The 26,379-nt window shown below is 62.2% G+C and carries 24 protein-coding genes and 1 pseudogene; 12 read left to right on the top strand and 13 right to left on the bottom strand.

Annotated elements, in window-relative coordinates:
• Positions 1–39: 39 nt before the first annotated feature.
• The 5 genes from AAEO81_RS14230 to AAEO81_RS14210 all read right to left on the bottom strand — a co-directional run bounded on the left by AAEO81_RS14230 (position 40) and on the right by AAEO81_RS14210 (position 5,516).
• Positions 40–771 carry a class II aldolase and adducin N-terminal domain-containing protein gene (locus AAEO81_RS14230; RefSeq protein ID WP_341964225.1) on the bottom strand — a complete coding sequence of 244 codons (732 nt, stop codon included), beginning with the start codon at positions 769–771 and terminating at the stop codon, positions 40–42.
• Positions 772–832: 61 nt separating this feature from the next.
• Complete coding sequence (locus AAEO81_RS14225; RefSeq protein WP_166595428.1) at positions 833–1,666, bottom strand: ABC transporter substrate-binding protein; 834 nt, start codon at positions 1,664–1,666, stop codon at positions 833–835.
• 27 nt (positions 1,667–1,693) lie between these two features.
• The gene (locus AAEO81_RS14220) at positions 1,694–2,566 is read right to left on the bottom strand and encodes a phytanoyl-CoA dioxygenase family protein (protein ID WP_341964224.1); all 873 of its coding nucleotides are present in this window, start codon (positions 2,564–2,566) and stop codon (positions 1,694–1,696) included.
• Between the two features lie 36 nt (positions 2,567–2,602).
• On the bottom strand, positions 2,603–4,126 hold the full coding sequence (locus tag AAEO81_RS14215; RefSeq protein WP_341964223.1) for an amino acid ABC transporter permease/ATP-binding protein: 1,524 nt from the start codon (positions 4,124–4,126) through the stop codon (positions 2,603–2,605).
• A gap of 415 nt (positions 4,127–4,541) precedes the next feature.
• The gene (locus tag AAEO81_RS14210; RefSeq protein WP_166595425.1) at positions 4,542–5,516 is read right to left on the bottom strand and encodes a LysR family transcriptional regulator; all 975 of its coding nucleotides are present in this window, start codon (positions 5,514–5,516) and stop codon (positions 4,542–4,544) included.
• 318 nt (positions 5,517–5,834) lie between these two features.
• Here AAEO81_RS14210 and AAEO81_RS14205 point away from each other — a divergent pair, with 318 nt between their 5' ends.
• From AAEO81_RS14205 to AAEO81_RS14180, 6 genes are all read left to right on the top strand, one after another.
• Complete coding sequence (locus tag AAEO81_RS14205; RefSeq protein ID WP_341964222.1) at positions 5,835–7,085, top strand: NAD(P)/FAD-dependent oxidoreductase; 1,251 nt, start codon at positions 5,835–5,837, stop codon at positions 7,083–7,085.
• A gap of 207 nt (positions 7,086–7,292) precedes the next feature.
• A complete protein-coding gene (locus AAEO81_RS14200; RefSeq protein WP_341964221.1) occupies positions 7,293–7,718 on the top strand; it encodes a RidA family protein in 426 nt (141 codons plus the stop codon).
• A 31-nt stretch (positions 7,719–7,749) separates the two neighbouring features.
• Entirely contained in the window at positions 7,750–8,184 is a 435-nt protein-coding gene (locus AAEO81_RS14195; protein ID WP_341964220.1) for a TOBE domain-containing protein, read from the top strand.
• A gap of 66 nt (positions 8,185–8,250) precedes the next feature.
• Entirely contained in the window at positions 8,251–9,258 is a 1,008-nt protein-coding gene (locus AAEO81_RS14190; protein WP_341964219.1) for an NAD(P)H-quinone oxidoreductase, read from the top strand.
• Between the two features lie 14 nt (positions 9,259–9,272).
• Positions 9,273–9,887, top strand: a complete 615-nt coding sequence (locus tag AAEO81_RS14185) for a glutathione S-transferase (protein ID WP_341964218.1) — start codon at positions 9,273–9,275, stop codon at positions 9,885–9,887.
• A gap of 15 nt (positions 9,888–9,902) precedes the next feature.
• Positions 9,903–10,358, top strand: coding sequence for a type II 3-dehydroquinate dehydratase (locus AAEO81_RS14180; RefSeq protein ID WP_341964216.1), 456 nt, complete (start codon positions 9,903–9,905; stop codon positions 10,356–10,358).
• Here AAEO81_RS14180 and AAEO81_RS14175 read toward each other — a convergent pair.
• Genes AAEO81_RS14175 through kaiC form a run of 4 tightly spaced genes read right to left on the bottom strand, consistent with a single transcriptional unit; the run spans position 10,355 to position 14,356 of the window.
• Entirely contained in the window at positions 10,355–11,965 is a 1,611-nt protein-coding gene (locus AAEO81_RS14175) for a response regulator (RefSeq protein WP_341964215.1), read from the bottom strand. The genes AAEO81_RS14180 and AAEO81_RS14175 overlap by 4 nt on opposite strands.
• Positions 11,966–11,982: 17 nt before the next feature.
• Entirely contained in the window at positions 11,983–12,279 is a 297-nt protein-coding gene (locus AAEO81_RS14170) for a circadian clock KaiB family protein (RefSeq protein WP_166595418.1), read from the bottom strand.
• A 32-nt stretch (positions 12,280–12,311) separates the two neighbouring features.
• Positions 12,312–12,644 carry a circadian clock KaiB family protein gene (locus tag AAEO81_RS14165; RefSeq protein ID WP_341964213.1) on the bottom strand — a complete coding sequence of 111 codons (333 nt, stop codon included), beginning with the start codon at positions 12,642–12,644 and terminating at the stop codon, positions 12,312–12,314.
• On the bottom strand, positions 12,641–14,356 hold the full coding sequence (gene kaiC / locus AAEO81_RS14160) for a circadian clock protein KaiC (protein WP_341964212.1): 1,716 nt from the start codon (positions 14,354–14,356) through the stop codon (positions 12,641–12,643). Before kaiC ends, AAEO81_RS14165 begins: the two co-directional genes overlap by 4 nt.
• A gap of 364 nt (positions 14,357–14,720) precedes the next feature.
• On the opposite strand from kaiC, the pseudogene AAEO81_RS14155 reads away from it, so the two are divergent.
• From AAEO81_RS14155 to AAEO81_RS14145, 3 genes and pseudogenes are all read left to right on the top strand, one after another.
• Positions 14,721–16,787 (top strand): annotated as a pseudogene (locus AAEO81_RS14155) (ATP-binding protein); the annotation flags it as partial.
• A 33-nt stretch (positions 16,788–16,820) separates the two neighbouring features.
• Complete coding sequence (locus tag AAEO81_RS14150) at positions 16,821–17,300, top strand: GNAT family N-acetyltransferase (protein ID WP_341964211.1); 480 nt, start codon at positions 16,821–16,823, stop codon at positions 17,298–17,300.
• Between the two features lie 99 nt (positions 17,301–17,399).
• Positions 17,400–17,738 carry a hypothetical protein gene (locus AAEO81_RS14145; RefSeq protein ID WP_341964210.1) on the top strand — a complete coding sequence of 113 codons (339 nt, stop codon included), beginning with the start codon at positions 17,400–17,402 and terminating at the stop codon, positions 17,736–17,738.
• Positions 17,739–18,239: 501 nt separating this feature from the next.
• Here AAEO81_RS14145 and AAEO81_RS14140 read toward each other — a convergent pair.
• The 4 genes from AAEO81_RS14140 to AAEO81_RS14125 form a co-directional block, all read right to left on the bottom strand.
• Positions 18,240–19,574 carry an MFS transporter gene (locus AAEO81_RS14140; protein ID WP_341964209.1) on the bottom strand — a complete coding sequence of 445 codons (1,335 nt, stop codon included), beginning with the start codon at positions 19,572–19,574 and terminating at the stop codon, positions 18,240–18,242.
• 88 nt (positions 19,575–19,662) lie between these two features.
• A complete protein-coding gene (locus tag AAEO81_RS14135; RefSeq protein ID WP_341964208.1) occupies positions 19,663–20,508 on the bottom strand; it encodes an NAD(P)-dependent oxidoreductase in 846 nt (281 codons plus the stop codon).
• 11 nt (positions 20,509–20,519) lie between these two features.
• Positions 20,520–21,521: a transketolase C-terminal domain-containing protein gene (locus AAEO81_RS14130; protein ID WP_341964207.1), complete on the bottom strand. Its 1,002-nt coding sequence runs from the start codon at positions 21,519–21,521 to the stop codon at positions 20,520–20,522.
• Between the two features lies 1 nt (position 21,522).
• The gene (locus tag AAEO81_RS14125) at positions 21,523–22,407 is read right to left on the bottom strand and encodes a transketolase (RefSeq protein WP_341964206.1); all 885 of its coding nucleotides are present in this window, start codon (positions 22,405–22,407) and stop codon (positions 21,523–21,525) included.
• A 189-nt stretch (positions 22,408–22,596) separates the two neighbouring features.
• Here AAEO81_RS14125 and AAEO81_RS14120 point away from each other — a divergent pair, with 189 nt between their 5' ends.
• From AAEO81_RS14120 to AAEO81_RS14110, 3 genes are all read left to right on the top strand, one after another.
• Complete coding sequence (locus tag AAEO81_RS14120) at positions 22,597–23,481, top strand: LysR substrate-binding domain-containing protein (protein ID WP_341964205.1); 885 nt, start codon at positions 22,597–22,599, stop codon at positions 23,479–23,481.
• A 230-nt stretch (positions 23,482–23,711) separates the two neighbouring features.
• Positions 23,712–24,401 carry a GNAT family N-acetyltransferase gene (locus tag AAEO81_RS14115; protein WP_341964204.1) on the top strand — a complete coding sequence of 230 codons (690 nt, stop codon included), beginning with the start codon at positions 23,712–23,714 and terminating at the stop codon, positions 24,399–24,401.
• Positions 24,402–24,524: 123 nt separating this feature from the next.
• Positions 24,525–26,243 (top strand): ATP-binding protein, encoded by a 1,719-nt coding sequence (locus tag AAEO81_RS14110; protein WP_341964203.1) that lies wholly within the window; start codon positions 24,525–24,527, stop codon positions 26,241–26,243.
• The last annotated feature ends 136 nt before the right edge of the window (positions 26,244–26,379 follow it).

Below are 26,379 nucleotides of genomic sequence, written 5' to 3'. Positions count from 1 at the left end.
CGTTCACCGTGTAAGAGCAACCGGCGCCCACTCACGGATTCAATCCAACAACGAGCGGTCCTGCTCAATCATCAGCTCTTTCATCTCTTCAAAATGCCGCCGAGAAAAATCAGTAATCTTCTCCCAGCCTTTCGCCGTCTTTTCCGCCACGTCATCTGACAGTACCCGCAGCGGCTGGCCGGTGGACAGGGCTGTCACGTAGATCTGGCAGGCGCGTTCCAGGGTCCAGATGTCGTCGAATGCTTCTCCGATGTTCGGGGCGATGACCATGACGCCGTGGTTGCCCATTAGCAGGCGGCGTTTGCCGTCGAGTAGCCCGGCGAGGCGTGCGCCTTCGGCTTCGGTGTCGGCCATGCCGCCGTACATGTCGTCCACGGCGATGCGGTTGAAATAGCGGGCGGTGTTCTGGTCGATCGGCAGCACTTGGGGCTTGGCGAGGCAAGCCACGGCGGTGGTGTAGACCGGGTGCAGATGCAGCACGGCGCGGGCTTCCGGCAGGCGCTGGTGAATCTGTCCGTGGATCGACCACGCGGTCGAATCGACGTCGGGATGCTCGGCGCTGGCGGGGTCATCGGCGTTCAGCAGCAACAGGTCGCTGGCGCGAATGCGGGAGAAGTGTTTCCACTTCGGGTTGATCAGGAATTGCTTGCCATCGGCCGAAACGGCGGCGCTGAAATGGTTGGCAACCGCTTCGTGCATACCCAAGTGGGCGACGATGCGAAAGGTCGCGGCCAGGTCGATGCGCGCCTGCTCTTCGAGTGATAACGCCATGAATCAGGTCTCCACAGGGCGTGGCCGCACCGTGGGATGCGGCTCACGCGACAGGCTCGTGTCAGGGTTTCGGCATCAGTGCCGCGATGTCTTCGTCGGTCGGGGCTTCGAAGTTGTACTTCTTCAGCAACGCCGCGTATTCCGGGGTCGCGCGGTACTTGGCCAGTGCATCCACCAACGCCGTCTTGATCTGGTCGTTGCCCTTCTTCACGCCGAAGCCGTTGAGCACCGGGTAGATCAGGGTGTCGGAGGAAATCACCACGCGGGTGCCGAGCTTGTCGACCACGCCACGGGCCACGGCGGCGTCGGTGATTTGCGCTTCGACGGCGTGGGCGAGCATCGCTTGAGTGGTCTGCGGGTCGGTGGCGTATTCGCTGATCGCGATCGGCTGCAGGCCGTTTTTCACGCAGTACTCGTCGGAGAGTTTGTGCATCTGCTGCAACCACGAGGTGGCGGCCATGGAGCCGATCTTGTGGCCGCAGAAGTCTTCCGGACGCTTGGGCTGATAGGCGCTGCCTTTGACTGCCAGGATCGACTCGCCGCTTTTCAGGTAAGGGATCATGTCGATGACTTTCACCCGCTCGCCGGTGATGTACATCGACGAGTTGGTAACGTCGAAACGACCGCCCTGGAGACCCGTGATCAGGTTCGGGAAGCGCGTGTCGAGGGTTTCCACCTTGCGCCCCATGACCTTGCCCAAGCCATCCATCAGCTCGATGTCGAAGCCGGCAGGACGGTTGTTGTCCATGTACTCATACGGGAAAAATGTCACATCGGAACCGGCAATGATCTTGCCATCCTGCTGGAAGGCCGAGGCCGCCAACGAGGTCATCGCAACCGCTGCGCCAACCAGGCTCAGGGCAATAGGGCGAACAATCTGGTGCAACGCTGTCATGGTGAATCCCCGCAAGGTTAAGAGAAGTTAGGCAGTGGCTCGGTCTTGCCCGGCCTGTTGCACGAAAAAAGAAGCGCCACGGGGTTTCTGCGGCAACCGCATGTGGTTGGCCGTGGAGCGCACGAGGCCACTTTCCTGACCGGCCACCATCAGGCCGGCGTGCTCACTGGGCAGAGGGTTTTCGCCGAATGGCAGCGCGTCTTCAGCGGCGTAAACACCGATGAACAGGGTGCGCGGCAGTTCGGTCTCGTTAGGGCTTGAAGCGTGCAGCAAACGGGTGTGCATGAAGCAGACGGAACCCGCCGGGCCGAAGCAGGCCACGGGCGTCTGGCAGTGCTCATCGACGACCTCGTCGTCCACGGCACCCGTGAAACGCTGGTCATGCCAGTGGGACCACAGCGGCCCCTTGTGGCTGCCGGGGATGACATTCAACGGACCGTTTTCCGGGGTCACTTCGCTGACCATCAACAGCGCGGTGACGATGTCGTCGTTGCTGTGGGGCGTGAACAAAAAGTCCTGGTGCCACTTCACCTGAGTCGCGGTGTGGGGCAGCTTCGAATTGATCTTGCTGTGGTGAAAGCGCGTGCCGTTGCCACCGATCAATTGCGCAGCGATTTGCGCCATCCGCGATTGCAGCGCGACCTGGAAATAGGCGGCTGAAATTTCCGTGGGCGAACTGACCCGACGCAGCGACGGGTGATCCGCACGGTGGTCGCCTTCGAGGTCGAAACGCGCCCGGCCGTCGATGGTTTCGCCCCAGCCCTGCTCGTGGCTGCGGCTCTCCTCCACCCACTGGTCGAAGTCGTGCTGCAACGCCGCCACTTCCTCCGCCGAGAGGACCCCTTCCACCACCAGAACGCCGTCGCGGTGGAACTGCTCAATCTGCGCTTGCTCGATCATCTGCTTACCTTTCTTCAAATTTGGACGATGGGGGGATCACGCCAGCGAGACATCCTTGAGGAATGCGTCGACACGTGGGTTATGGCCGTTGCGCAGCACCTGGGGCTCGTCGTCGCACACCACGCGGCCCTTCTCCATGAAGACGATCCGGTCGGACACCTTGAAGGCGAAGTTCATTTCATGGGTGACAATCACCATGGTGATGCCTTCCTGGGCGAGGGCTTCGATGACCTGTAGCACCTCGTTGACTTTTTCCGGGTCGAGCGCGGAGGTCGGCTCGTCGAACAGCATGATTTGCGGGCGCATCATCAAGGCCCGGGCTATCGCCACGCGTTGCTGCTGACCGCCCGACAACTGGCTCGGGTATTTCCAGGCGTGGTCGAGCATCCCGACTTTGTGCAGCAAGGCATAGGCCTGCTGCTTGAGGTCATCGAGACGACCCAGGCGGTGGTAACGCGGCGCCATGAGCAGGTTGTCGAGCACGGTCAGGTGCGGGAACAGGTTGAAGCTCTGGAACACCATGCCGATGTTCAACCGGTGCTCGGCGTGCTCCACGTATTGCGGCTTTTGCGCGCCCTGTTTGTTCAGGTGAATGAACGGCTGGCCGTTGATCTGGATGTCGCCGTTGTCGATCTGCTCGAGGCCATTGAGCAGGCGAATCAGCGTGGTCTTGCCGGAACCGGACGGGCCGATCACCGACACCACTTCCCCGGGCTGAATCTTCAGGCTGACCGCCCCCAGCACTTCGACGTTGTTGTAGGCCTTGTGCAACCGGTTGGCCTGCAACGCCGGAGCTTGCAAACCCGTGGTGATCGGTCGCTGCACGGCTTCACGTTGCTGCGTGGCGAGTGCCAGCACGGCGGCATCGGGGACGCGGGACACGTTGCGCTGGTTGACGTCGAGGTATGTCTCCAGCCGCTTGAGCAGGAAGTCGAACACGGTGACGATCAGCACGTAATAGAACGCCACCGCCGCCATGGTTTCCATCACCAGAAAATTCTGCGAATACAGGCGCTGACCGACCATGAGTATTTCGGTCAACGAGATCACCGACACCAGCGAGCTGAGCTTGACGATGGAGATGTATTCATTGGCCAGCGACGGCAACGCGACCCGCAATGCCTGTGGAATCACCACCCGCCATTGGGTGCCGAGAAAGCGCAGCCCGAGGGCCCGTGCGGCTTCGGTCTGACCCTTGTGAATCGAGAGCAACCCGCCGCGATGAATCTCCGCCACGTATGCCGTTTCACACATCACCATCGCCAGCAAGCCGGCCCAGAACGGGTCGCCCAGGACCACTGACGCCGCGGGAAAGGCCTGCGGGATGTTGTAGACGAAGATCAGCAGCACCAGCAGCGGCACACTGCGGAACAGCCAGATGTAGGCGCGGGCCGGGGCACTGAGCAACGGGCGTTTGGACTGCTTGGCCAGCGCCACGAAAAATCCGAGGCCGATACTGACGAGCCAAGTCACGAAACTCAGCTTGATGACGGTCCACGTCGCACGCCAGAACTCGGCATCGAAAAGCAAACCAAACATGTAATTCCAGTCGAATGTCATCGTCGCCGCGCTCTACCAAAAAATCAGAAAGTCCAACCGGGCGTCTCACTCGACCCCGTCTCACGGCTGCACCGTTGAAACGAGATTCGGGGAGAGACGCGCTAACGGTCAATTAGGATTAACCGGACCAGTGAGTAGGCAGATCCGATGCAGCCGTGCGATCAAAAAATGTGCGATGGAACGCACTCGATCAGCGTGCACCGGAAACGCCCCGCAATGGAGCATCACTCAGGCCGCGCTCCGGCGGGCGCCACATTTCAGTGCGGCGTGTCCGTGATCGTCCTTGGGCTCATCCTGTGACTGCAGTCTGCAGGCACGGTGGCGTCGGTTAAATTCGTTTCTGGCTTGGAAGTGGGGCGAGAAAATCCGAAGCAACGAAGGCGGCGCGGGATGATCGACCGTGGTGCGCGGTCGATCACTCGGCGTCGGCGGCGGCCCGCACGGCGTGGGGATCGAAGAAGCTTGGCGCGGCCATGCCGGGGATGTACTGGTCCGACACGAACATCCGGCAGCGCTCGATGAAGGCGGACACCACGCGGGACGGCTGAGCGTTGCTGGCGGTGGCGTAACCCAGCTGCAAGGCGTGCTGTTCACCGGCCAGACGGATGCGGATCAGGCGCTTGCCGTCCTGGGAAATGTTGCCCTTGGGCCGGGCGTTTGCAATGCTGTAGCCGATGCCGTTGCCGACCAAAGCGCGCACGGTTTCGAGGTTGCTGGAGCGCATCACGATGTTGGGCGTGACGCCGGCGGGAATGAACAGGCTGAGGAAATATTCCCGGCTCCACGGAATGTCCAGCAGCACCATGGGATAGGGTTCGAGGTCCTGAATCCCCACCGCTGAGACGTTGGCCAAGGGGTGGTGTTCGCCGACCATCACGTACGGCGGCAGCTTCGCCAGCGGTTGAAAATCGATGCCCTCACTGGCGATCAAATCGTAGGTCAACGCGATGTCGATTTCAGAGCTGCGCAGCTTGTCCAGCAGTTGTTCATGGTCGCCTTCAACCTGGCTGATGCGCACGCCCGGAAACGCCCGACCAAAGCCGAACACCAGCTCGGGGGTGATCATCGGTGCCAGCGAATGCATGCAGCCGACGCGCAATGGCCCGCGCACGGTGTTCAAGGATTCCGACGCGATCGTATAAAGGTTGCTCATCTGTTCAAGGATGAGTTTGGCCTCTTGCATCACCTGCCGCCCCACGGCCGTCAGCGAGATGCCTTGGGCGTGATGCCGGACGAACAACTGAATGCCCAGCTCGGATTCCATGTGGGTGATGGCGGCCGAAATGGACGGCGACGACACGTGAATGCGCTCCGACGCGGCGCTGATACTGCCCGCTTCCCCGGATGCGACAAAGTACTCCAACTGACGCTGAGTAATACGACTGAGCATCACGCCCTCCGCGATGTTGACGACAGGGCGCAGGATTGCGCGGCCCCTCGACTGACTGCATTTGCACGCTTCATGCCGGGTCATTGGTGACCCTGGCAGCATGCGACGAAGTGCCATCATCCAGTGCGGGGTGCCGAAGCAGGGTTCGGTTTTTCCTAAGCTCTACGTTCAAAAAGCAGAATTCCTATACGACAGCCCCTTGATCACACTGCCCTCGCAGATGGACGACGTCTGCTAGGCGCCTGTGCCTTCTCGACACGCTGTCGGTGCCCAGGCATCGGCCCAACCGATCAAGGTCGCTCTCTTTAGGAAGTTCACATGTCAGTCGAAAAAATCAACACCTTGGTGGTCGGCGCAGGCCAGGCGGGTGTCGCCATGAGCGAGCATCTCTCGTTGATGGAAGTGCCGCACATCGTCCTGGAGCGCAACCGCATCGCTGAACGCTGGCGCTCCGAGCGCTGGGACTCGCTGGTCGCCAACGGCCCGGCCTGGCACGATCGTTTTCCGAGCCTGAAATTCAGCGACGTGTCGCCGGAAGCCTTCCCGCCGAAAGAGCGCATGGCCGACTATTTCGAAGACTACGTTGCCATGCTCAAGGCCCCGGTGCGCACCGGCGTCGAGGTGCTGAAAGTCGAGCGCCACGTCGGCCGCCCCGGCTTCAAGGTGACCACCTCCCAAGGCGTGATCGAAGCCAACAACGTGGTGGCCGCGACCGGCCCGTTCCAGCGCCCTGCCGTACCGAACATCGTGCCCGAGACCGCCAAGGTTCAGCAGTTGCATTCCTCCAGCTACAAAAACCCGGGCCAGTTGGCCGAGGGTGCCGTGCTGGTGGTGGGTGCCGGTGCTTCCGGCTCGCAGATCGCCGAAGAACTGCAAAAGGCCGGCAAGACCGTCTACCTCTCGGTGGGTGAACACTACCGCCCTCCCCGCGCTTACCGTGGCCGCGATTACTGCTGGTGGCTGGGCGCGCTGGGCCTGTGGGACGAAGTGCGGATCACGCCGAAGAAGAAGCACGTGGCGTTTGCGGTCAGCGGTTATGAAGGCGGCAAAACCGTGGACTTCCGTCGTCTGGCGCACCAAGGGATCAATCTGGTGGGGCTGACGAAGGCCTTTGATAACGGCGTGATGAGCTTCGAACCAGGCCTGGCCGCCAACGTGGCCGAAGGCGACCGCGCGTACTTCGACGTGCTGCGCGATGCCGATGCGTACATCGAACAGAACGGCCTGCCGTTCCCGCCGGAGCCCGACGCCTGGGAATTGCTGCCCGACCCGGACTGCCTGATCAACCCGATCCTCAGCCTCGATCTGGAAGCCGCAGGCATCACCACGATTCTCTGGGCCACCGGTTTCAAATTCGACTTCAGCTGGTTGCAGGTCAACGCCTTCGATGACAAGGGCGAACCCTTCCACAAGCGCGGCATCTGCGCGGAAAGCGGGATTTATTTCCTCGGCCTGCCGAACCTGGTGAACCGCGCGTCCTCGTTCATCTACGGCGTGTGGCACGACGCGAAATACATCGCCGACCACATCGTGCTGCAGAACGGCTACATGACCTACGAGCGCTCCTGAGACTGAATGGCTGGCCGGCGCTGACCCACGAAACGTCGCGCCGGATAAGGGTTTACAGGCCCTTCGGTTTTTCCTAATCACTGCCCCACGCAAATGCTGGTTTCGCCCTGTTGGGGGCAGTGTGAAGCTGGGGCCATTCACGGTTGTCCCGCGACCTGTTTTCACGCGATCTATTTCAACGAGCGCTATTTCAACGAGAGCTACGCCATGCCTACCCACACTCGCATCCGCATGTTCAACACCAAAGAGACCTACCCCAATCAGTCGCTGGACAACGACCTGTGCCAGGCCGTGCGCGCTGGCAACACGGTGTACGTCCGGGGCCAGATCGGCACCGACTTTGCTGGCAATCTCGTGGGTCTGGGCGACCCACGGGCACAGGCCGAACAGGCGATGAAAAACGTCAAGCAACTGCTGGAAGAGGCCGGTTCGGACCTCTCGCACATCGTCAAGACCACCACCTACCTGATCGACCCGCGCTACCGCGAGCCGGTGTACCGCGAAGTCGGCAAGTGGCTCAAGGGCGTGTTCCCGATCTCCACCGGCCTGGTGATTTCCGGGTTGGGCCAGCCGGAATGGCTGATGGAAATCGACGTCATCGCCGTGATCCCGGACGACTGGACCGCCGCCTGATTCCTGCGTTTCCTCGCCACCGGAGCCTCCCATGGCCAGCCCACACAACACGCCATTTGCAACATCGACGCACCCTGCCGCCGATGGCATCAACCGGCTCTCCGGGCGTTACCAAAGCCGTGACGACGGGGCCGTGCTGGCATTCGGCGGTGCGTTGCTGCGGGTGCCATTTGAGCGGGTGCAGGCCGAGGTCGGCGAACGCCTGATGATCTCTCTGCGCCCCGAGAGCATTCGCCTCGACGCGCTGGGGCCAGACACCCTGCTCAGCGCTACCGTCATCGCCCATGCGGTCTACGGCGACCATGTCGATATCCAGCTGGACGTTCCAGCACTGGGGTCAAATCTGTTCGTGCGCCATTCGGGTCACGACGCCCTGAGCCGTTGGCCCGTGGGCGCAGCGGCCGGGTTGAGTTTTGACGTTCAGGGGCTCACGGCGTTGGCCGCTGAACTCCCCTCTTCTCTTTGATTTCGGATTTTCCATGACAACCTTTGCCTGCATCGCTCATCGCGTTCGTCCTACGGAGCGTCGCTCATGAACGCCTTGCCCGACACGCTCCGGGCCGTGATCGCCCGCGAGCCGGGTGGCCCTGAGGTGCTGACCTTGATCGAGCGCCCGCTAACTCGACCCGGCGCTGGCGAGGTGCTGATACGAGTAGCCGCCGCTGGCGTGAACCGCCCCGACCTGATGCAACGCAGCGGCATACCCATCCCGCCAGGCATCACGGACGTGCTGGGGCTGGAGGTGTCGGGCACCGTCGTCGCGCTCGGCAGTGACGTGGTCGGGGTGGCCGTGGGGGATCGGCTCATGGCGCTGTTGAACGGCGGTGGCTACGCGGAATTGTGCGTCGCACGGGCGGATCAGTGCCTGCCCGTTCCTGCCGAGTTGTCGCTGATCGATGCCGCTGGCGTGCCTGAAGCCGCGTTTACGGTGTGGCACAACCTGTTCGAATTGGGCCGGTTGCAGGCAGGCGACACGGTATTGATCCATGGCGCCGCCAGTGGCGTCGGCAGTTTTGCGGTGCAATGCGCCCGGGCCGCCGGTGCGCGGGTCATTGCCACGGCGGGCGGCGCGCAAAAGATCGCGATGCTGGAGGCCTTGGGCGTCTGGCGAGCGGTGGATCGCCACACCGAGGATTTCGCCGCGGTGATCGAAGCCTGCACCGAGGGCCGTGGCGTCGACGTGGTCCTCGATAACGTCGGCGGGTCTTACGTGGCGCGCAATCTTCAGGCGATGGCCATGGGCGGTCGCCACGTCAGCCTGTCGTTCCTGCAAGGCGCGAAAGTGGAAGTGGACTTGCAAACGGTGATGCGCAAGGGCTTGAGCCTGACCTCGTCCACGTTGCGCCCCAAGAGCCCCGAGGAAAAAGCCCGGCTGGCCGCGTGCATTCGTGAGCACGTCTTGCCCTGGCTCGCGTCCGGGCAGGTCAGGCCGCAGATCCATGCGCGCCTGCCCCTCGATCAGGCGGCCGAGGCCCATCGGCTGCTGGAGAGCAACGCTAATCTGGGCAAGGTGTTGTTGATCATCGACGCACTGTCATGACCCGAGAGGCTCCGATGTTCAAACTGTATTACGCCTCGACCTCGCCCTACGTGCGCAAGGTGATGGTGGTCGCTCATTGCCTGGGGCTGGACGGGCAGATCGAACGCCTCGATTCGACGGCGCACCCGGTCAATCGTGATGAGCGCATCGCCGTGTTCAACCCGCTGGCGAAAGTACCCGCCCTGCAAACCGCTGACGGCCTGTCGCTCTATGACAGCCGGGTGATCTGCGAATACCTGAACGATCACGCCGGGGGCACTTTGTTTCCCCAACACGGCCAGCGGCGTTGGGTCAGCCTGACCCGACACGCATTGGGCGATGGTTTGCTGGACGCCACCCTGCTCGCCCGCTACGAGACCATCGCACGGCCACCGGACAAGCAATGGGACCGCTGGCTCGACGGCCAACTGACCAAAGTCCGCGCCGTCCTCGCGGACGTTGAAACCCACGCCGCGCAGTTCAGCCGCACCCCCGATGACATCGGACTGATCACCCTGGGCTGCGGCCTCGGCTATCTGGATTTCCGTTTCCCGCACCTGGACTGGCGAGCGGCGCACCCTGCGACCGCTGACTGGTTCGCCGCGTTCGACCAACACCCGGCCATGCGCGCCACCCGCCCTTTTGAATAACGCCTCGGAGCCACCATGCCCTACACCGTATTTTTCCTGAACGGCCCCAACGCCAACCTGTATGGATTGGACACGTCCGGCACCTACGGCACGGAAAGCTTCGCCAGCATCGAAGCAGGCTGCCAGAAACACGCCGACGCGCTGGGCCTGACCCTGGCGTTTCGCCAGAGCAATCACGAGGGCGTGCTGGTGGACTGGATTCAGGAAGCCCGTCTGCGCGCCGACGCGGTGATCATCAACGCGGCGGGGCTGACCTACAGCTCGATTCCCATTCTGGACGCCCTGCTCGCGTTCGACGGCCCGATCATCGAGGCGCACATGAGCAACATCTGGAAGCGCGAAAGCTTTCGGCATCACTCGTACGTGTCGAAGGCCGCCACCGGCGTGATCGCCGGGCTGGGCGCGCTGGGTTACCGGATGGCGTTGACGGCGGTGGCGGAGTTGCTGGAAGGCAAAGCGAAACGTGTTTAGTGCTGCACCATCGCCTGCAGCGTGGCCTTCAACCCGTCGAGGGTGAACGGCTTGCGCAGGAGCGCGGTGTTGGTGTTCATCACAGGCCGGAGCTGGTCGGTGTCGGAATAGCCGCTGACAAACACAATAGGCTTGAGGGCGTCCAAGCGGTGGATTTCCAGTGCGACTTGGGCGCCATTCATGCCAGGCATGGCGAAATCGAGAATCACCAAGTCAAACGCCTGTTGCCCGATGGCGTCGAGCCCGGCGGGACCGCTGGCGGCTTCAACCACCTCATGGCCCAACATGTCAAGCATGTCCACCAGGGTCCGGCGCACCTCGTCATCGTCATCGACCACCAGAATCTTCAGGTCACCTGCCGCGTCGGCCAATGCCGATGGCAGGTGCTCCTCAGGCACCCTCGCGTCGTCCACGCACGGAAAGGCCAGGCAAATGCTCGTGCCGTTGCCCAGCTCCGATTCAATGCTGACCGCACCGCTGGACTGTTGCACGATGCTCTCGACCTGCGCCAGACCCAGCCCTGTGCCCTGCCCTACGTCCTTGGTGGTGAAGAACGGGTTGAAGGCGTTGAGGCGCGTCTGCTCGCTCATGCCCGCGCCGGTATCGACGACGCGCACTTCCAGAAAACCGGATGCAGACGACAGGAATTCATGGCGTTGCAGATGACGCGTGCCGATCAGCAATTGGCCCGAGCCGCCCATGGCATCCCGGCCATTGATCGCCAGATTGAGGATCGCCAGTTCGAGCTGCACCGGGTCGGTGAGGACGTGGCTGTCGGTCACGTCGAGTTCGAACACCAGCTTGATGCCCTGTCCCAAGGTCGTGATGAGCAGGTCCGACATGCCGTGAATCACGGCATTGACCGAGCAGACTTTCAATTCCAGTTTCTGCGAGCGAGAGAACGCCAGCAGTTGCGACGTCAGCTTGGCGCCCCGGTCTGCCACCCTCAAGCCGCTTTCCGCCCAGCGCGTGACTTTCTCCGAATCCGGACGACGGATGATCAGGTCGAAACTGCCTTGAATGGCTTGCAACAGGTTGTTGAAGTCGTGAGCGAGGCCACCGGTCAACTGCCCCAGTGCTTCCATTTTTTGCGACTGATGCAGGCGGGCCTCCATCAGCTTTTGATCGGTCAGGTCGGTGATCACCCCGCAGAAGATCGCTTCCCCGGAGAAGTCGTCCGGCAGTTTGCTGAACGACAGATGACCGGGAAACACCGTTTGATCGGGGCGATTGAATGAAGCGGCGCGGCGAATGGCCTTATCGCTGTCCGTGGACAGGTACACGCTGAAATGATCGGCATCGGCACGGGTCAGGTAATCCTGAAACGCATGCCCGAAGATCTGTTCGAGGGGCGCGCCAATGATCTCGCTGAAGCGCTGGTTGGCATAAAGGATCGTGCCGTCAGCGGAAATAGACACGGCGCCCTCCTGCATCTGTTCGACGAGCAGGCGGTAGGGCTTGTCAGCGTTGTCGAGGGTGTAGACGGTCTCGCCCTGTTCGCCCTGAATGAACAATGCATCGACGCTGCCGGTCCTGATCGCCTCCAGCACATCGTCGGCCTCCTGCAAGCGACGGCTCAGGAGTTCGATGTACTGGGCGTCCGTCATGCCGACGGGCCGGGCGATCAAGACGCGCTCTCAGTGCCCGGGGCAATCCCCAGGAACAGCTTCAGTTTTTCCACGTCCGACAGGTCACCGATCAACCGACGGCTGAAATCAGGGTCGAGTTTCATCAGTGTCGGCACCGCGACGATGCGGTCGTCCCGGGCCGCGCCGCTGTCCTGATAAATGTCGATGACTTCGAGCACATAGCGCCCTGCCAGGTACTTCTCACACACGGCCTTGAGCTGATGCACGGCAAAGGAGGACCGGGACGTATTGCCCGAGATATACAGCTTGAGGTGTTGGACGGGCGTCTGCATGAGATGCCCCTCCTCCTCCGTGGGTGCGCCGTTCACGCGAGGTTCTGCCGAGGACGGATATCGAGTCCGACCAGTACCTTTTCCGTGTTGGACAAATCGCCGATGATTTTCACCAGCGGCGTCGGCAGATGCCGCACGAGGGTCGGCAGCGCGAGGATCTGATCACCGGCCGCCAGTTGCGGATGCTCTCGCAAATCGATGACCTCGATGCTGTAGATCCCGGCAAGGTAGGTTTCGCAGATCCTCTTCAGATTGTTCAGCGCGATCATGGATTTCGGCGTCTGACCTGCAACGTACAGGCGCAGCGCGTAGTGACCGGTGTCGCCGGGTTGTTCGGGGTCGATGGCTTGCGGGTCGTTACTCACTCGGTGAACCCCCGAACGGACGCCAGCGTCCTGCGGGTCCTGTCCTCGGCGCTGGCCTGATTGGCCTCATCGCTGGCGAGGAAGGCTTCGTCCAGGTCCTGGGTCTCCAACTGAGCCTGCATCGCGGCGATCTGCCGTTCCAGCTCAGCCCGTTTTTTGATGACCTCCCGCTTGCGCCGTTCGACCGCTTCGATCCGGGCGTCTTCCGCACGCTGTTCGAACGCTTCCTGACGCAACCGCGCCGTGCCGGTCAACACGCCGTTCGGCCCGATATAAGGCTGCAACAGGTTGATCCCGTCATGACCGATCTGGTATTCGCGTACCTGATTCGAGTGGCCCATGCCCCGGGACTTCAACACGAACAGCAAGCGGTTGTGCTCGCCATCGGCTTCGATGTTGGTCAAGGAAATCCAGGTGTCCATCAGCGAGGAAATCTCGCGCTCAAGGCCCGGAGAGCGCACTGCGACATCGGCGAGGCTGCAAAAGATAGCGGTGATGCCGCGGGATTTGAGCAGATCGACCAGTCGCAGCAACGTCGCGTGCACCTCGGACTCCGGCCCACGGAACGCCGAAATCGGATCGATGACAACGGCGTGAGGCTGAAAGGTCTTGATCTCGCGGTGCATGCGCGCCAAGTGCACTTCGAGCCCGTACAGGCTTGGCCGCGCCGATTCGATCTTCAACAGACCGCTGTCTTGATAACCGCCCAGATCGACGCCCACCGACTGCATGTTGCGCAGCAACTGGTTAGCGGATTCTTCAAAGGAAAAATACAGGCATCGCTCGCCACGGGCGCAGCAGGCATCGACGAAACTGGCGGCAAACGTGGTCTTGCCGGTGCCCGCCAGACCGGACACCAACACGCTGGCGCCTTTGTAATAACCGCCGCGAGACATCATTGAATCGAGGCCACGAATGCCGGTGGCAACGATGTCCTGAGGGGCTTGATGATTCAAACCGGCAGCGGTAATCGGCAGGACCGTGAAGCCATGCTCGTCGATGAAGAACGGGTATTCGTTAGTGCCGTGGGCCGAACCGCGGTATTTCACGACGCGCAGACGCCGGGTGGTGATTTGGTCGACCACGCGGTTGTCGAGCAAGATCACGCAGTCCGAGACGTATTCTTCAATGCCGTAGCGGGTCAACTGACCGTCGCCGCGTTCACCGGTGATGATGGTGGTGACGCCCCGCTCCTTCAGCCAGTAAAACAGGCGGCGCAGTTCAGAGCGCAGGATTGCGGTGTCCTTGAAACTGGAGAACAGCGCCTCGATGGTGTCGAGCACCACGCGTTTGGCGCCGATGCTGTCGATGGCGTAACCGAGGCGCAGGAACAGGCCTTCGAGGTCATAGTCGCCGGTTTCTTCGATTTCGCTGCGATCGACATAGATATGGTCGATGGCGATTTTCTTGTCATCGACCAGGGTTTGCAGGTCGAAGCCCAGGGAATCGACGTTCTGCACCAAGTCACCGGCGCGCTCTTCGAAGCTCATGAACACGCCGTTTTCGCCGTGGTCGGTCACGCCTTTCACGAGGAACGTCATGCCGAAGAGCGTCTTGCCGCACCCCGCAGCACCGCACACCAGCGTCGGTCGGCCTTGGGGAATGCCGCCTAATAAAATGTCGTCCAGCCCCTCGATGCCCGTGGCGGCTTTTGCCAGCTGCGGGTTCGAGGAGGAAGGGTTCGACGCTTCAGGCTTAAAGGATGTATTCAATCGCTGCTACTCGGAATGCTTGACGGTTTGGCACCGGAAGCAGCGAGGAGTTCGGTGCCTTTGGGTGGTTTGTACATAAAGACTACGTTGTACAGGAATTCGGGGGGACGACGCCATCGCTGACGCCCGATCGATGGCAGATTTTCAAGGAACCCCTGGCCGCCGTCCCGCTCCAAAAACATCGACGCAGGCCACGGTCTGCGGGGCCCGGCGCTAGTGCAAGTTATCGCCGTTTCTGATCTGATGGCGCCTCGGGGTGCGCTGTCACTGATCACCACAGGAAAATCGCCATGTGTCATGGGAGGCCGCGTTGAACGACCAGACTCGGGAAGAGTTGGCCGCTGAAGTCACACGACTGCGCAGTGAACTGGCGCGGGCGCGCGGCGCCGAGGCTGCGTTGCGGCAGAACGCCGAACGCTCCAGCACGATCCTTGAAACCATTGAAGCCGCTTTCGCCATTGTCGAGGTCAAGTTCGACGCCGACGACCTTCCCGTGGATTACCGGTTCGTCGAGGCCAACCCGGCGTTCGAGCAGCAGGCAGGGGTCAACCTGCGAGGCAAATGGGTCACCGAATTCGCGCCGAACCTCGAACGCTTCTGGTTCGAGACCTACGGCCACGTGGCCAAGACGGGCGAGCCTGCCAATTTCGAGAGTTACGCCGAGGCGTTCGAGCGCTGGTTCGACGTGCGGGCGATTCGGGTCGGGGACCCGGCGGAACGTCAGATCGCAATCTTCTTCAGCGACGTCACCGAGCGGCGCCGTGCCCAAGAGCGCCTGTCGATCAGCGAGGCCATCGCCCGGGAAAACGTCGAGCGCGTGCAGTTGGCGTTGGCCGCCGGGGCCATCATCGGCACCTGGCACTGGCACTTGCCCACTGATCGTTTTGCCGTGGACGAAGCCTTCGCCCGGGCATTCGGCCTCGACCCCACGCTGGGCCGGGAAGGCCTGAGCCTTGAACAAGTCATCGCCACCGTTCACCCCGAAGACCGGGAAGGCTTGAAGGTCGCCATCACCGCCGCGATTGCCCGGGGCGGGGCCTACGCTCACCAGTACCGCGTGCGCCGCGCCGACGGCGTCTATTACTGGCTTGAAGCCAACGGCCGCGTCGAGCTGGCGGAAGACGGCACGCCGCTGCGTTTCCCCGGTGTGCTGATCGACGTCGAGGAGCGTCGCTCGATGGAGAGCGAGCGCGACAAAGCCACGGCCGCATTGCGGGCGCTGAACGACACACTGGAGCAGCGGGTTGTCGAACGCACCGCCGACCTCATGCAGGCCGAAGAAAAATTGCGGCAGTCGCAGAAAATGGAGGCGGTCGGCCAACTCACCGGCGGGATCGCCCACGACTTCAACAACCTGCTGGCCGGGATTTCCGGGTCGCTGGAACTGATGAGCAGCCGGATTCTTCAGGGCCGCTTCAACGACGTCGAGAAATACATCATTGCGGCCCAGGCCGCGACCCGGAGAGCGGCCGCCCTCACCCATCGGCTGTTGGCGTTCTCTCGTCGCCAGACCCTCGACCCGCGCCCCACGGACGTCAACGCGCTGGTATTGGGGATCACTGAAATGATCCAGCGGACCGTCGGCCCGGCCATCCATCTGCAAACCGTCGGTGCGCCGCAACTGTGGGCCACGCGGGTGGACGCCGGCCAGCTGGAAAACGCCCTGTTGAACCTGTGCATCAACGCCCGGGATGCCATGCCCCAAGGCGGCACGATTACCCTCGAAACCTCCAACCAGTGGCTGGACGCCGACGTCGCCGCTGCCCACGACATTCCGCCCGGCCCCTACGTGTCGCTGTCGGTCACGGACACCGGCACCGGCATGTCGCCCGAGGTGATGTCCAAGGCGTTCGACCCCTTCTTCACCACCAAGCCCATCGGTCAAGGCACCGGCCTGGGCCTGTCGATGATCTACGGTTTCGCCAAGCAGTCAGGCGGGCAGGTCCGGGCGTATTCGGAGGTCGGGAAAGGCTCGACGCTGTGCATCTTCCTCCCCCGTTACAACGGTGACGCGGTGACCGAAGAAAACCAGGCCTGTGATCCGCAAAGCCCTGCCTGTGCAGCCAGCGAGACCGTGCTGGTGGTGGACGATGAACCGACCGTGCGCATGTTGCTGATGGATGTCCTTGCGGATCAGGGCTACACGGTGATGGAGGCCGCTGACAGTGTGGCGGGGCTGAAACTGTTGCGCTCGGATGTGCACATCGACTTGCTCATCACGGATGTCGGCTTGCCGGGCGGCATGAACGGCCGGCAAATGGCAGATGCGGGACGGGAAGTCCGGCCCGATCTGAAAACCCTGTTCATCACCGGCTATGCGGAAAACGCAGCCCTCGGCAATGGTGATCTGGGAACGGGCATGTGGGTGCTGACTAAGCCGTTTGCCGTGGACGCGTTGACGTCGCGAGTGCGCGAGCTGATGAACAGCTGACAGGGCTTTTATCAAACAAAGGCTAATGACCTGATGGGATTTGCTGATTCGACACCTTCCGTTTCCCTTCGCCGGGCACGACCCGTCGACGCGATGGGGATTGCATCACTGGTAGACGAGGCCTATTCGCCCTACATCCCGCGCATTGGCCGCAAGCCGGGGCCGATGCTCGACGATTATGCGCAGGTGATCGAGGAATCCGTGGTGTACGTCTGCGAGGACGACACCGGGATCACCGGCGTGCTGGTGGTGCAACCGGAAGACACCGACCTGTTGCTGGTCAACATCGCCGTCGCCAACCGCTGCAAGGGCCAGGGCATCGGCAAGCAGCTGATGAGCTATTGCGAAGATTACGCCCGTGCGCTGGGCTGCCTGGGGATTCGGCTGTACACCCACGAATTGATGACTGAAAACCTCGCGATCTACAGCAAGCTCGGCTACCGGGAAACCCATCGGGCTACGCAGCAAGGCTTCGCGCGGGTGTTCATGCGCAAGCCGCTCGGTAATTCCTGACTCTTTACTCAATTTTTACGGAGTCTGGACGTTCGTTTACACGGATCGGGTGTTTCATACACACATGGCGAACCCAAACACATCGCCTGAGGAGACACCATGATTTCGAAGATGACTAAAGCCTTGATCCTGTCCGGTTGCCTGGTCGCTGCGGGTGCAGCGTCGGCAAGTGAACGCGATGTGGTCGTGCCCGTCATCGCCGGGGCGGCAGTCGGTGCAGTGCTGGCGACCGTGCTCAGCGGTTCCGGCCATGACCACCACCGTCCCGAGTATCGTGATTACCGCCCACAGCCTCGCTACCAGCCTGTTTACCAACCGGTGGCGTATGTGCCAGTGCAGCGAGTGGAATACCGCCGCTTCGCCCCGCCGCCACCGCGTGGGTATTACGGTCGGGGTTATGACCGTCATGACGATGGCCGCGGGTATGGCCGTTGGTGATGGGTGAGTTGAAAGGGGCGCGCATGCGCGATGTGCGCGCCCTGGCTATGATGCACATCCCCTGAAAGATGCAAACCTTGTGGGAACCGGCTTGCTGGCGAAAGCGTTGGGTCAGTCACCTACACCTTCACTGACCCACCGTATTCGCCAGCAAGCCGGCTCCCACAGAACTGCATCTACCGCAGGTTTTTGAGTGGTCTGTATCCCCTGTGAACTGCGCCCGCCGCTGCATTTGGAGTTGCCTGAACTCCCTCTGAACCGCGCCCGCCGCCGCATCTGCAGTTGCCTGAAATCCTGTGGGAGACGCCGGAGGCACGACGGCAGCGACGGCGGTGGGTCAGGCAAATGGTTTGTCATCGATCCCCCGCCTTCGCGGCCGTCGTAACCTCCGGCTGCTCCCACAGTAATAAGCGGCGCATTTCTGATTGGCGGTGGGGCAACGCGTTTGCCGCTCCCTTGAAAACAAAAGGCCGGACCCTTCCCGGTCCGGCCCCTTGCCACTTACCGCGCCACCTGCCCCGCTACCGCTCCACTTCGCTCGACCACCGGAAGATCCTTCGCCACCGCCGGTGCCGTCTCCCGCATTTTCACCGCGCACGCCGTCGACACCACGCCCAGCAAACTGAACAGAATCGCAGGCCCCATCCACCCCACTTGCGAATACAGCGCCGTGGCAATGAACGGCAGCGTACCGGCCACCAGCGACGCGCAGTTGTAGCCCAGCGAGATACCGGACGACCGCACGTTGGCCGGGAACTGCTCGGTGAACCAGCTGGCCTCGACCGCGAAGATCGGATCGTGGCTGAGGATCAACGCCATGGCCACCGCGACAATGATCAGCGGCACAATCCCGGTGTTGATCATCATGAACATCGGGATGCCGAACACGATGGTGAACAACGAGCCGATCAGGAACACCGGTTTACGCCCGATCCGGTCGCTCAACGCGCCGTAGAACAGATGGCTGCCCAGGCCGATGGCCGAGCCGATCATCGTGCCCCACAGCACGTTCTGTTTGGTGGCGATGCCGGAGAGGACCACGTACGACAACATGAAGCTGGTCGCGAGGTAATAACCGCCGGTCTCCGCCAGACGCAGACCCGCAATTTGCAGCACTTTGCGCCAGTCCTCGCGAATCACTTGCAGCGCAGGCTGTTTGACCAGGGTGTTTTCAGCCTTGGCTTTTTCGAACTCTGGCGACTCACTGACGCTCAGACGAATCCACATGCCGACGGCCACCATCACGACCGACGCCAGGAACGGCGCGCGCCACACCCAGTCGCCTTCGAACAGCACGGCCGAGAGCAGAAACGCGCCGTTGGCCATCAACAGCCCCAGCGGGATGCCGATCTGCGGCACCGCGCCGAAGAAACCGCGACGGTGGGCCGGGGCATGTTCACAGGCCATCAGCACCGCGCCGCCCCACTCCGCACCGAACCCGATGCCCTGAATCATCCGCAACAGAATCAGCAAGATCGGAGCGATGACCCCGGCCTGCGCATAGGTCGGTAACGCACCGATCAACACCGTCGCGCCGCCCATGGCCAGCAACGACCAGAGCAACACCGTCTTGCGGCCCAGCCGATCACCGAAATGCCCCGCCAGATAGCCGCCCAGCGGGCGCATGAAGAAACCCACGGCCATGGTGGCGAACGCCGCGAGGATGCCGACGATGGGCTCGGTAGTGTGGAAAAATACTTGGCCAAACCAGCCGGCCGCCGCCGTGCCATAGATGAAGAAGTCATAACTTTCCACGGCCGAACCGACCATGGAAGCGAAGGAGACTTTTCCGGCTTTGCTGTCTGTCTGGCTTGACGCCGCTGTGGATCTGCTCATGGCAAACTCCGAACTTTTATTGTTGTTGTAGCGGGCAGATCACGAACCTGCCCTGAGTGTTGGAACGTCGTTACATCTGTATCGGGCGTCAGTCCCAGGTCTCGATGACCCGGCTGTCGTCCCGCTTGCCCAACCCGGCCTGGGAGGCTTGGCTGAAACGGGCATGGGCAATGTCGAGCAACGGCACGACAGCACCACAGCTCTCGGCTTCCGAGGCCACCAAGCCGCTGTCCTTGACGAAGATGTCGACCATGCTGGTGACTCGGGTGTCGGTGCCTTCGAGCATGCGCGGGCCTCGGTCGGACAACATCCACGAGCCGCCCGCGCCTTTTTGCACCAGATCCAGCACCCGCGCCGGGTCCAGGCCCAGCGAACGCGAAAGACTGAGCGCTTCGGCGGCGGCCACGAGGTGCACCGAACACAGGTGCTGATTGACGACCTTGATCGCCTGCCCGTCGCCGACATCCGTGCCCGCGTCGCGTACTTCACCCATGCTCCGCAGCACCGGCTCGACGCGCTCGACAGCGGCCTGAGGGCCGGACGCGAAAATCAGCAAACTGCCGGTTTCGGCCCGCGCCACGCCACCGGTGACCGGCGCGTCCACCACCTGCACGCCTTTTTCCAGCAAGCGCACGGATTGCTCACGCACCGAGGCCGGGCCGACCGTGCTCATCACCACCCAATGCTGACCGAGCTTGAGTTCGGTGCACTGGCTGACCAGTGCGTCCAACTGGGCGGGGGTGGCGACCATCACCACCACCACGTCGGCATCGATTGCCACGCGCCAGTCAGCACTGGATTCAATGCCATGGGTCAACGCCAAAGCGCGGTTCGCTTCGCTCAATTCGACGCCGACAACGCCGTGCCCCGCCTTTTGAATCTGCCGGGCCATGGGCAGGCCGATGGCGCCCAGACCGATAAATGCAACGTTCATCTGCGCGCTCCTCATGCCAGCCACTGGCGGATGTTGGCCGCCATGACTTGAGTGGAAATCCCGTAGCGGTCATGCAACGTCGGCAACGCACCGGCGTCGAGGTAGGCGTCCGGCAAGGCGATCTGCTGAAACGCCGGGCTGACCCGCGCTTTCAACAGGGCCAGCGCCACGGCGTCCCCCAGACCGCCGACGGTGCTGTGGTTTTCCGCGACGATCACCAGACGCCCGCTGCGGCGGCACTGCTCGATGATGGTGGCTTCGTCCAGTGGCTTGATGGTCGGCACGTGCAACACCGCCACATCAGCGCTGCCGTCGCCCAACAGCTCGGCGACTTCCAGGGCGCGCATGGTCATGATGCCGCTGGAGATGATCAGCACGTCCTTGCCGTCGCGCAGCAATTTGGCCTTGCCCAGCTCGAATTTATAGTCGTACTGGTCCAGCACCATCGGCACCTTGCCGCGCAACAGACGCATGTAGACCGGGCCGTTGTATTCGGCGACGGCCGCCACGGCTTGCGCGGTGTCCAGCGCGTCGCACGGGTCGATGACGGTCAGCCCTGGGACGGCGCGCATCAGGGCGAGATCGTCGGTCGCCTGGTGGCTCGGGCCGTAACCGGTGGTCAGGCCCGGCAGCGCGGCGCAGATCTTGACGTTGAGGTTTTCCTCGGCGATCACCTGGTGAATGAAGTCATAGGCGCGACGGGTGGCGAACACCGCGTAGGTGGTGGCGAACGGGATCATGCCCTCTTTCGCCATGCCCCCTGCTGCGGCCATCAGCAGCTGTTCGGCCATGCCCATTTGCAGGTGACGCTCGGGGAACTCACGACCGAAGATGTGCAAGTCGGTGTATTTCGACAGGTCGGCGGTCATGCCGACGATGCGGGAGTCTTTCTGCGCGGCAGCGACCAATGCGTGACCGAACGGTGCGGCTTCGGTGCGCTGCCCTTCGCTGGCAATCGAGGCGATCATGGCCGAGGTGGTGAGGCGTGGTTTGTTTGCGGTTGGCGTATCCATTTCAGCGTTTCTCCGATTCCAGATGGGACTGGTAGCTGGCATCCAGAACCTTGATCGCGGCCTGCCATTCATCAGGCTCGACGCGAATGAAGTGGTTCTTTTCGCGCACTTCAAGGAAGTCCACGCCTTTGCCCATCAGGGTGTCGAACAGGATCACGCGGGGTTTCGCCTCTTTAAGCGCCATGGCTTCATCAAAGGCAGCGATGACCGCAGCCAAGTCATTGCCATCGATACGTTGCACGTGCCAGCCGAACGCCTGCCATTTGTCGACCAGGGGTTCGAAATCGAGGATCTCGTGGGAGTTGCCGTCGGCCTGCTGCTTATTGAGGTCGACCAGCGCGATCAAATTGCCCAGCTTGTGGTGAGCCGCAGACATGGCGGCTTCCCAGGTCGAGCCTTCGTCCAGTTCGCCGTCGGACATCGAGTTGAAGACCCACGCCGGGTTGCCTTTCATGCGCAGCCCCAGCGCCATGCCGACACCAATCGGCAGCCCCTGGCCCAGCGAACCACCGGAAATTTCCATGCCCGGCGTGTAGCTCGCCATGCCGGACATCGGCAGGCGGCTGTCATCAGAACCGTAGGTTTCCAGCTCGCTCTCGGGAATGATTTGCGCCTCGATCAACGCGGCGTAGAGGGCGATTGCGTAGTGCCCGTGGGACAGCAGGAAGCGGTCACGGCCTTCCCAGAGCGGATCGTCGGGTTTGACGTTCATGGCATGGCAGTAAGCGGTGGCGAGAACATCGGCCCAGCCCAGCGCCTGCCCGACATAACCCTGACCCTGGACTTCGCCCATGCGCAGGGCGAAACGACGGATGCGCCACGCATGGTGCGCGACACGCTGCAGCGGCGACGTGGCCACGGCGGCGCCTTGAGGAGTTGTTGTCATTATGAGTGCCTGCTTATTTTTATCGGTTCACGATTCAGAGCAGGAAGCAGGCTAACGACTGATGTTTCGAATTCATCAAAGGGCCTGCGTCCGACTTGCAATCAAGCTAACATCGAGAAATAAGCCCCTACAAAAGACATTTTTACAGCAATGAATGAACAGAATTCACTAATTCAGCAGTTGCGCAGAGTGCCCCTGTCTTCCCTGCGTGTCTTCGAATCGGCGGGACGCACTGGCTCGTTCATTCAGGCTGCTCAAGAGCTGGGGATTTCGCCGAGCGCGGTCAGTCATTCCATCCGCAAGCTGGAAGAGTCCATCGACATCCAGCTGTTCGAGCGCACCACCCGTGAAGTCAACCTGACGCCCAAGGGTCGATTGCTGATGGAACACGTGCAGCGCGGGCTCGACGAAATGCAGCGCGGTTTCATGCTGGCCAAGACCGAGGAACCGCCGCCCCTACGCCTGCACACCGCGCCCAGCTTCGGCATGCAATGGTTGATGCCACGCCTGTCTCGGTTTGTGCAGGCGTACCCGTCGATTGACCTGCGGTTCTCCGCCAGCACCGATTACGCGCAATTCGAAAACGATGATTTCGACCTGGACATCGTCTACGCCGAACCGCGCTCCACCCTCATCGAAAAAATCCCGCTGGCCGTGGAGCACCTGACGCCGCTGTGCAGCCCTGAACTGGCGGACAGCATCCGCACGCCTCAGGACCTGTACGAACACCGGCTGATTCAGTGCGATGTGCAAATGCTGCAATGGAAAGGCTGGTTCGAGGCTAACCACCTCATGTCCCCGCACCATTACGCCCTGCGCTTCGACCGCAGCATCATGGCCATCGCAGCCGCCACCAGCGGCATGGGCGTGGTGCTGGAATCGACCCTGCTGGCCCAGACCGAACTGGAAAAAGGCACCCTGGTCGCCCCGCTCCGCGCCGTGACCCACGACATTCAATACATCGGGCACTACCTCGTTTACCCGAAACGGCGGACGCGGCATGAAGCGGCGGAAGTGTTCAAGAAGTGGCTGCTGGATGAGTTGGGGTTGCGGCCTGTTGGCGCGGGGCCGTGAAGTCGCTGCCCCGCCGTCACCTGATCGCGCCGTGGCTCGAAACCTGTGGGAGCGAATTCATCCGCGAAAGAGAGGTCAGGCGATGGAGATGCTGTGGATGTAACCACCCTTCGCGATTGAATTCGCTCCCACAGGATTGCTCTTATCATTTCATGGTGTGAAACTGCCCGAATCCGCTGATAACAGACAAACAGTGGCCCACACCCATCCGACCTGACGACTCGTTCCTCATGCACAACGCCTACGCCACGCTCGACAACCCCACCTGGCATGCATTGAATACCCTCCAGCGCCACCTCGGTGAACGGGGCGCGCTGAGTGGCCGTTATTTGCCGGATGTCGCGCCCTTCGCCTCGGTGATCGAACCTTCGCCCGAAGCGTTCGACACCCTGCATGACCTGATCCCCCACGACGGCCAGGTGGCGATTCAAACCCTCGCGCCGCTGCCCGCCTTGCGCAATCTCGTCGCGAGCGAGATTGGCACCCTCGTGCAAATGGTCGCGCCCAGTGCGCCGCTGGCTTCCGACGACACCGACCTGCAACCGCTGGGGACGGCGGATATCCAGGACATGCTGCAACTCACGGCCAGCGCCCGCCCTGGGCCGTTCGGTCCGCGCACGATCGAAATGGGCCGCTATCTGGGCGTTCGCGACAATGGCCGTTTGATCGCCATGGCGGGTGAGCGCATGCGCCTTGATGGCTTCACCGAAATCAGCGCCGTGTGCGTGGACGAGGCGTATCGCGGGCGGCAACTGGCGGGGCGCATGATGAACGCCCTGCGCCGCGACATTCTCTCTCGGGGCGCGATCCCGTTCCTGCATGTCCTGAGCAGCAACGTCTCGGCCATCTCCTTATATGAACGGCTCGGCTTCGAAACCCGCCAGGGGTTTTTCCTGTCGGGCCTGCGACGCGCGGTGTAAACCCGGGAGAAACGGGCGCTCGCTGAACGTTAAAGCGCCCGACGGCTGGCGACAGGCTATTCCCGGTCGACGTTGTGTGATATTTACTCGCGCGCTCAACTGTCCACGCAGAGAATACCCTTCATGTCCTACCGCGCACCCCAGGACTTGGCCCTGAGTCTGGCGCTTTCCGCCCTGCTCGATGCTCAGGTCAGCGCGGGTCATTACGCCACCGACGAGGAGGCTCGACGTGCCGCCCTGCGCATCATGCAGGCCAATGACGCGGCCCGGCGCGACGTGGCGGCCGAGGCGCAGGGCGAAACCGCACTGTACGACTCCATGGACTTCACTCGACTGGCCCTGTCGGCCGTGCGCGGGGTCGGGGTATGGACCTATGAAGTGTCCAACGATTGCTTCTATTGCGATGAAGGCATCAGCGAGCTCTACGGCATCGATCCGTTTCAGGGGGCGGCGGGCATCAAACGCACGGACTTTCTCGCCAACGTCCACCCCGACGATCTGGTGGCCTTGCGCAAGACCATGGCAGGCGGCCTGGTCAACAGCGGCGACCTGGAACTCGAATACCGCATCCTGCACCCGAACGGCGCGATTCGCTGGGTGCTGTCCCGAGGACACACCTATTTCAACAACGCAGGCGACCCCGTGCGCCGCACCGGTGTGGGTGTGGAGATGACCGCTCAACGGCTGCTGGAACAACAGCTGCGACAGAGCCAGAAAATGGAGGCCGTGGGGCAGTTGACCGGCGGCCTGGCCCACGACTTCAACAACCTGCTGACCGGGATCATGGGCAGCCTTGAAATGCTACGGCTGCGCATCGGTCAGGGCCGGTTGAATGACACCGAGCGTTATTTCGAGGCCGCTCAGGGTGCCTCGCGACGGGCCGCCGCGCTCACTCATCGTCTGCTGGCGTTCTCCCGGCGTCAGACGCTGGAGCCGACGTCCACCGACGTCAATGCGCTGATCCACGGCATGCTGGAGCTGATCCGCAGCACCATCGGGCCAGCCGTGCACATCGACATCCAGAATACCGCTGACCTGTGGCTGACCCAGGTGGACCCGAACCAGCTGGAAAACGCCCTTCTCAACCTCTGTATCAACGCCCGTGACGCCATGGTGTCAGGCGGCACGCTGACCATCGCCACCGGCAATCGCAACCTGACGTCCAAGGCCGCGGCAGACCTGGAGCTGCCCGTCGGCGAATACCTGACGCTGAGCGTCAGCGATACCGGCAGTGGCATGAGCGGTGACGTGATGGCCCATGCCTTCGACCCCTTCTTTACCACCAAGCCCACTGGCAAAGGGACCGGGCTGGGCCTGTCGATGATCTACGGGTTCGTGCGCCAGTCCGGTGGGAGCATTCACATTGAATCGCGCATGGACGTGGGCACCACCATGACCCTCTACCTGCCGAGGTCCACGCTCAACGTTGCAACCGTGTCGACGCCGACCGCTGTGTCCGGCGCACTGGCCGGGTTGGGGGAAACCGTGCTGGTGATCGACGATGAACCGACGGTGCGCATGTTGATCGCCGAAGTGCTGGAAGACCTGGGCTACACCGCCCTGGATGCGGAGGACGGTGCGCAAGGTCTTCAGGTGCTGCAATCGAACCAACGCATTGACCTGCTGGTGACCGACGTGGGTCTGCCAAGCGGTCTCAATGGTCGGCAGGTGGCCGACGCCGGACGCAGCGTGCGCCCGGACTTGAAGGTGCTTTTTATTACCGGCTATGCGCACAACGCACTGCTGTGGGAAGAACAACTGGAGCCCGGCATGCACTTGCTGACCAAGCCGTTCACCATGGACGACCTTGCCGCACGCATCAGAAGCATTCTGGCGGCGTGAAACAGACGCCGCCCCCCCTGCCGTTTGTCGGCAAAAAATGCCCTACCCCCCCTCGCTCCGCACGCCTCAGGCCCCCTAGGGGCTCCTGACAGTTATAACTTTTGTTATACCGCCACCCCCGTAAAAGTCTCAGAAC

This window comes from Pseudomonas sp. RC10, from assembly GCF_038397775.1.
Taxonomy (GTDB): domain Bacteria; phylum Pseudomonadota; class Gammaproteobacteria; order Pseudomonadales; family Pseudomonadaceae; genus Aquipseudomonas; species Aquipseudomonas bambusae.
This window is presented reverse-complemented; position numbering and strand designations above follow the sequence as displayed.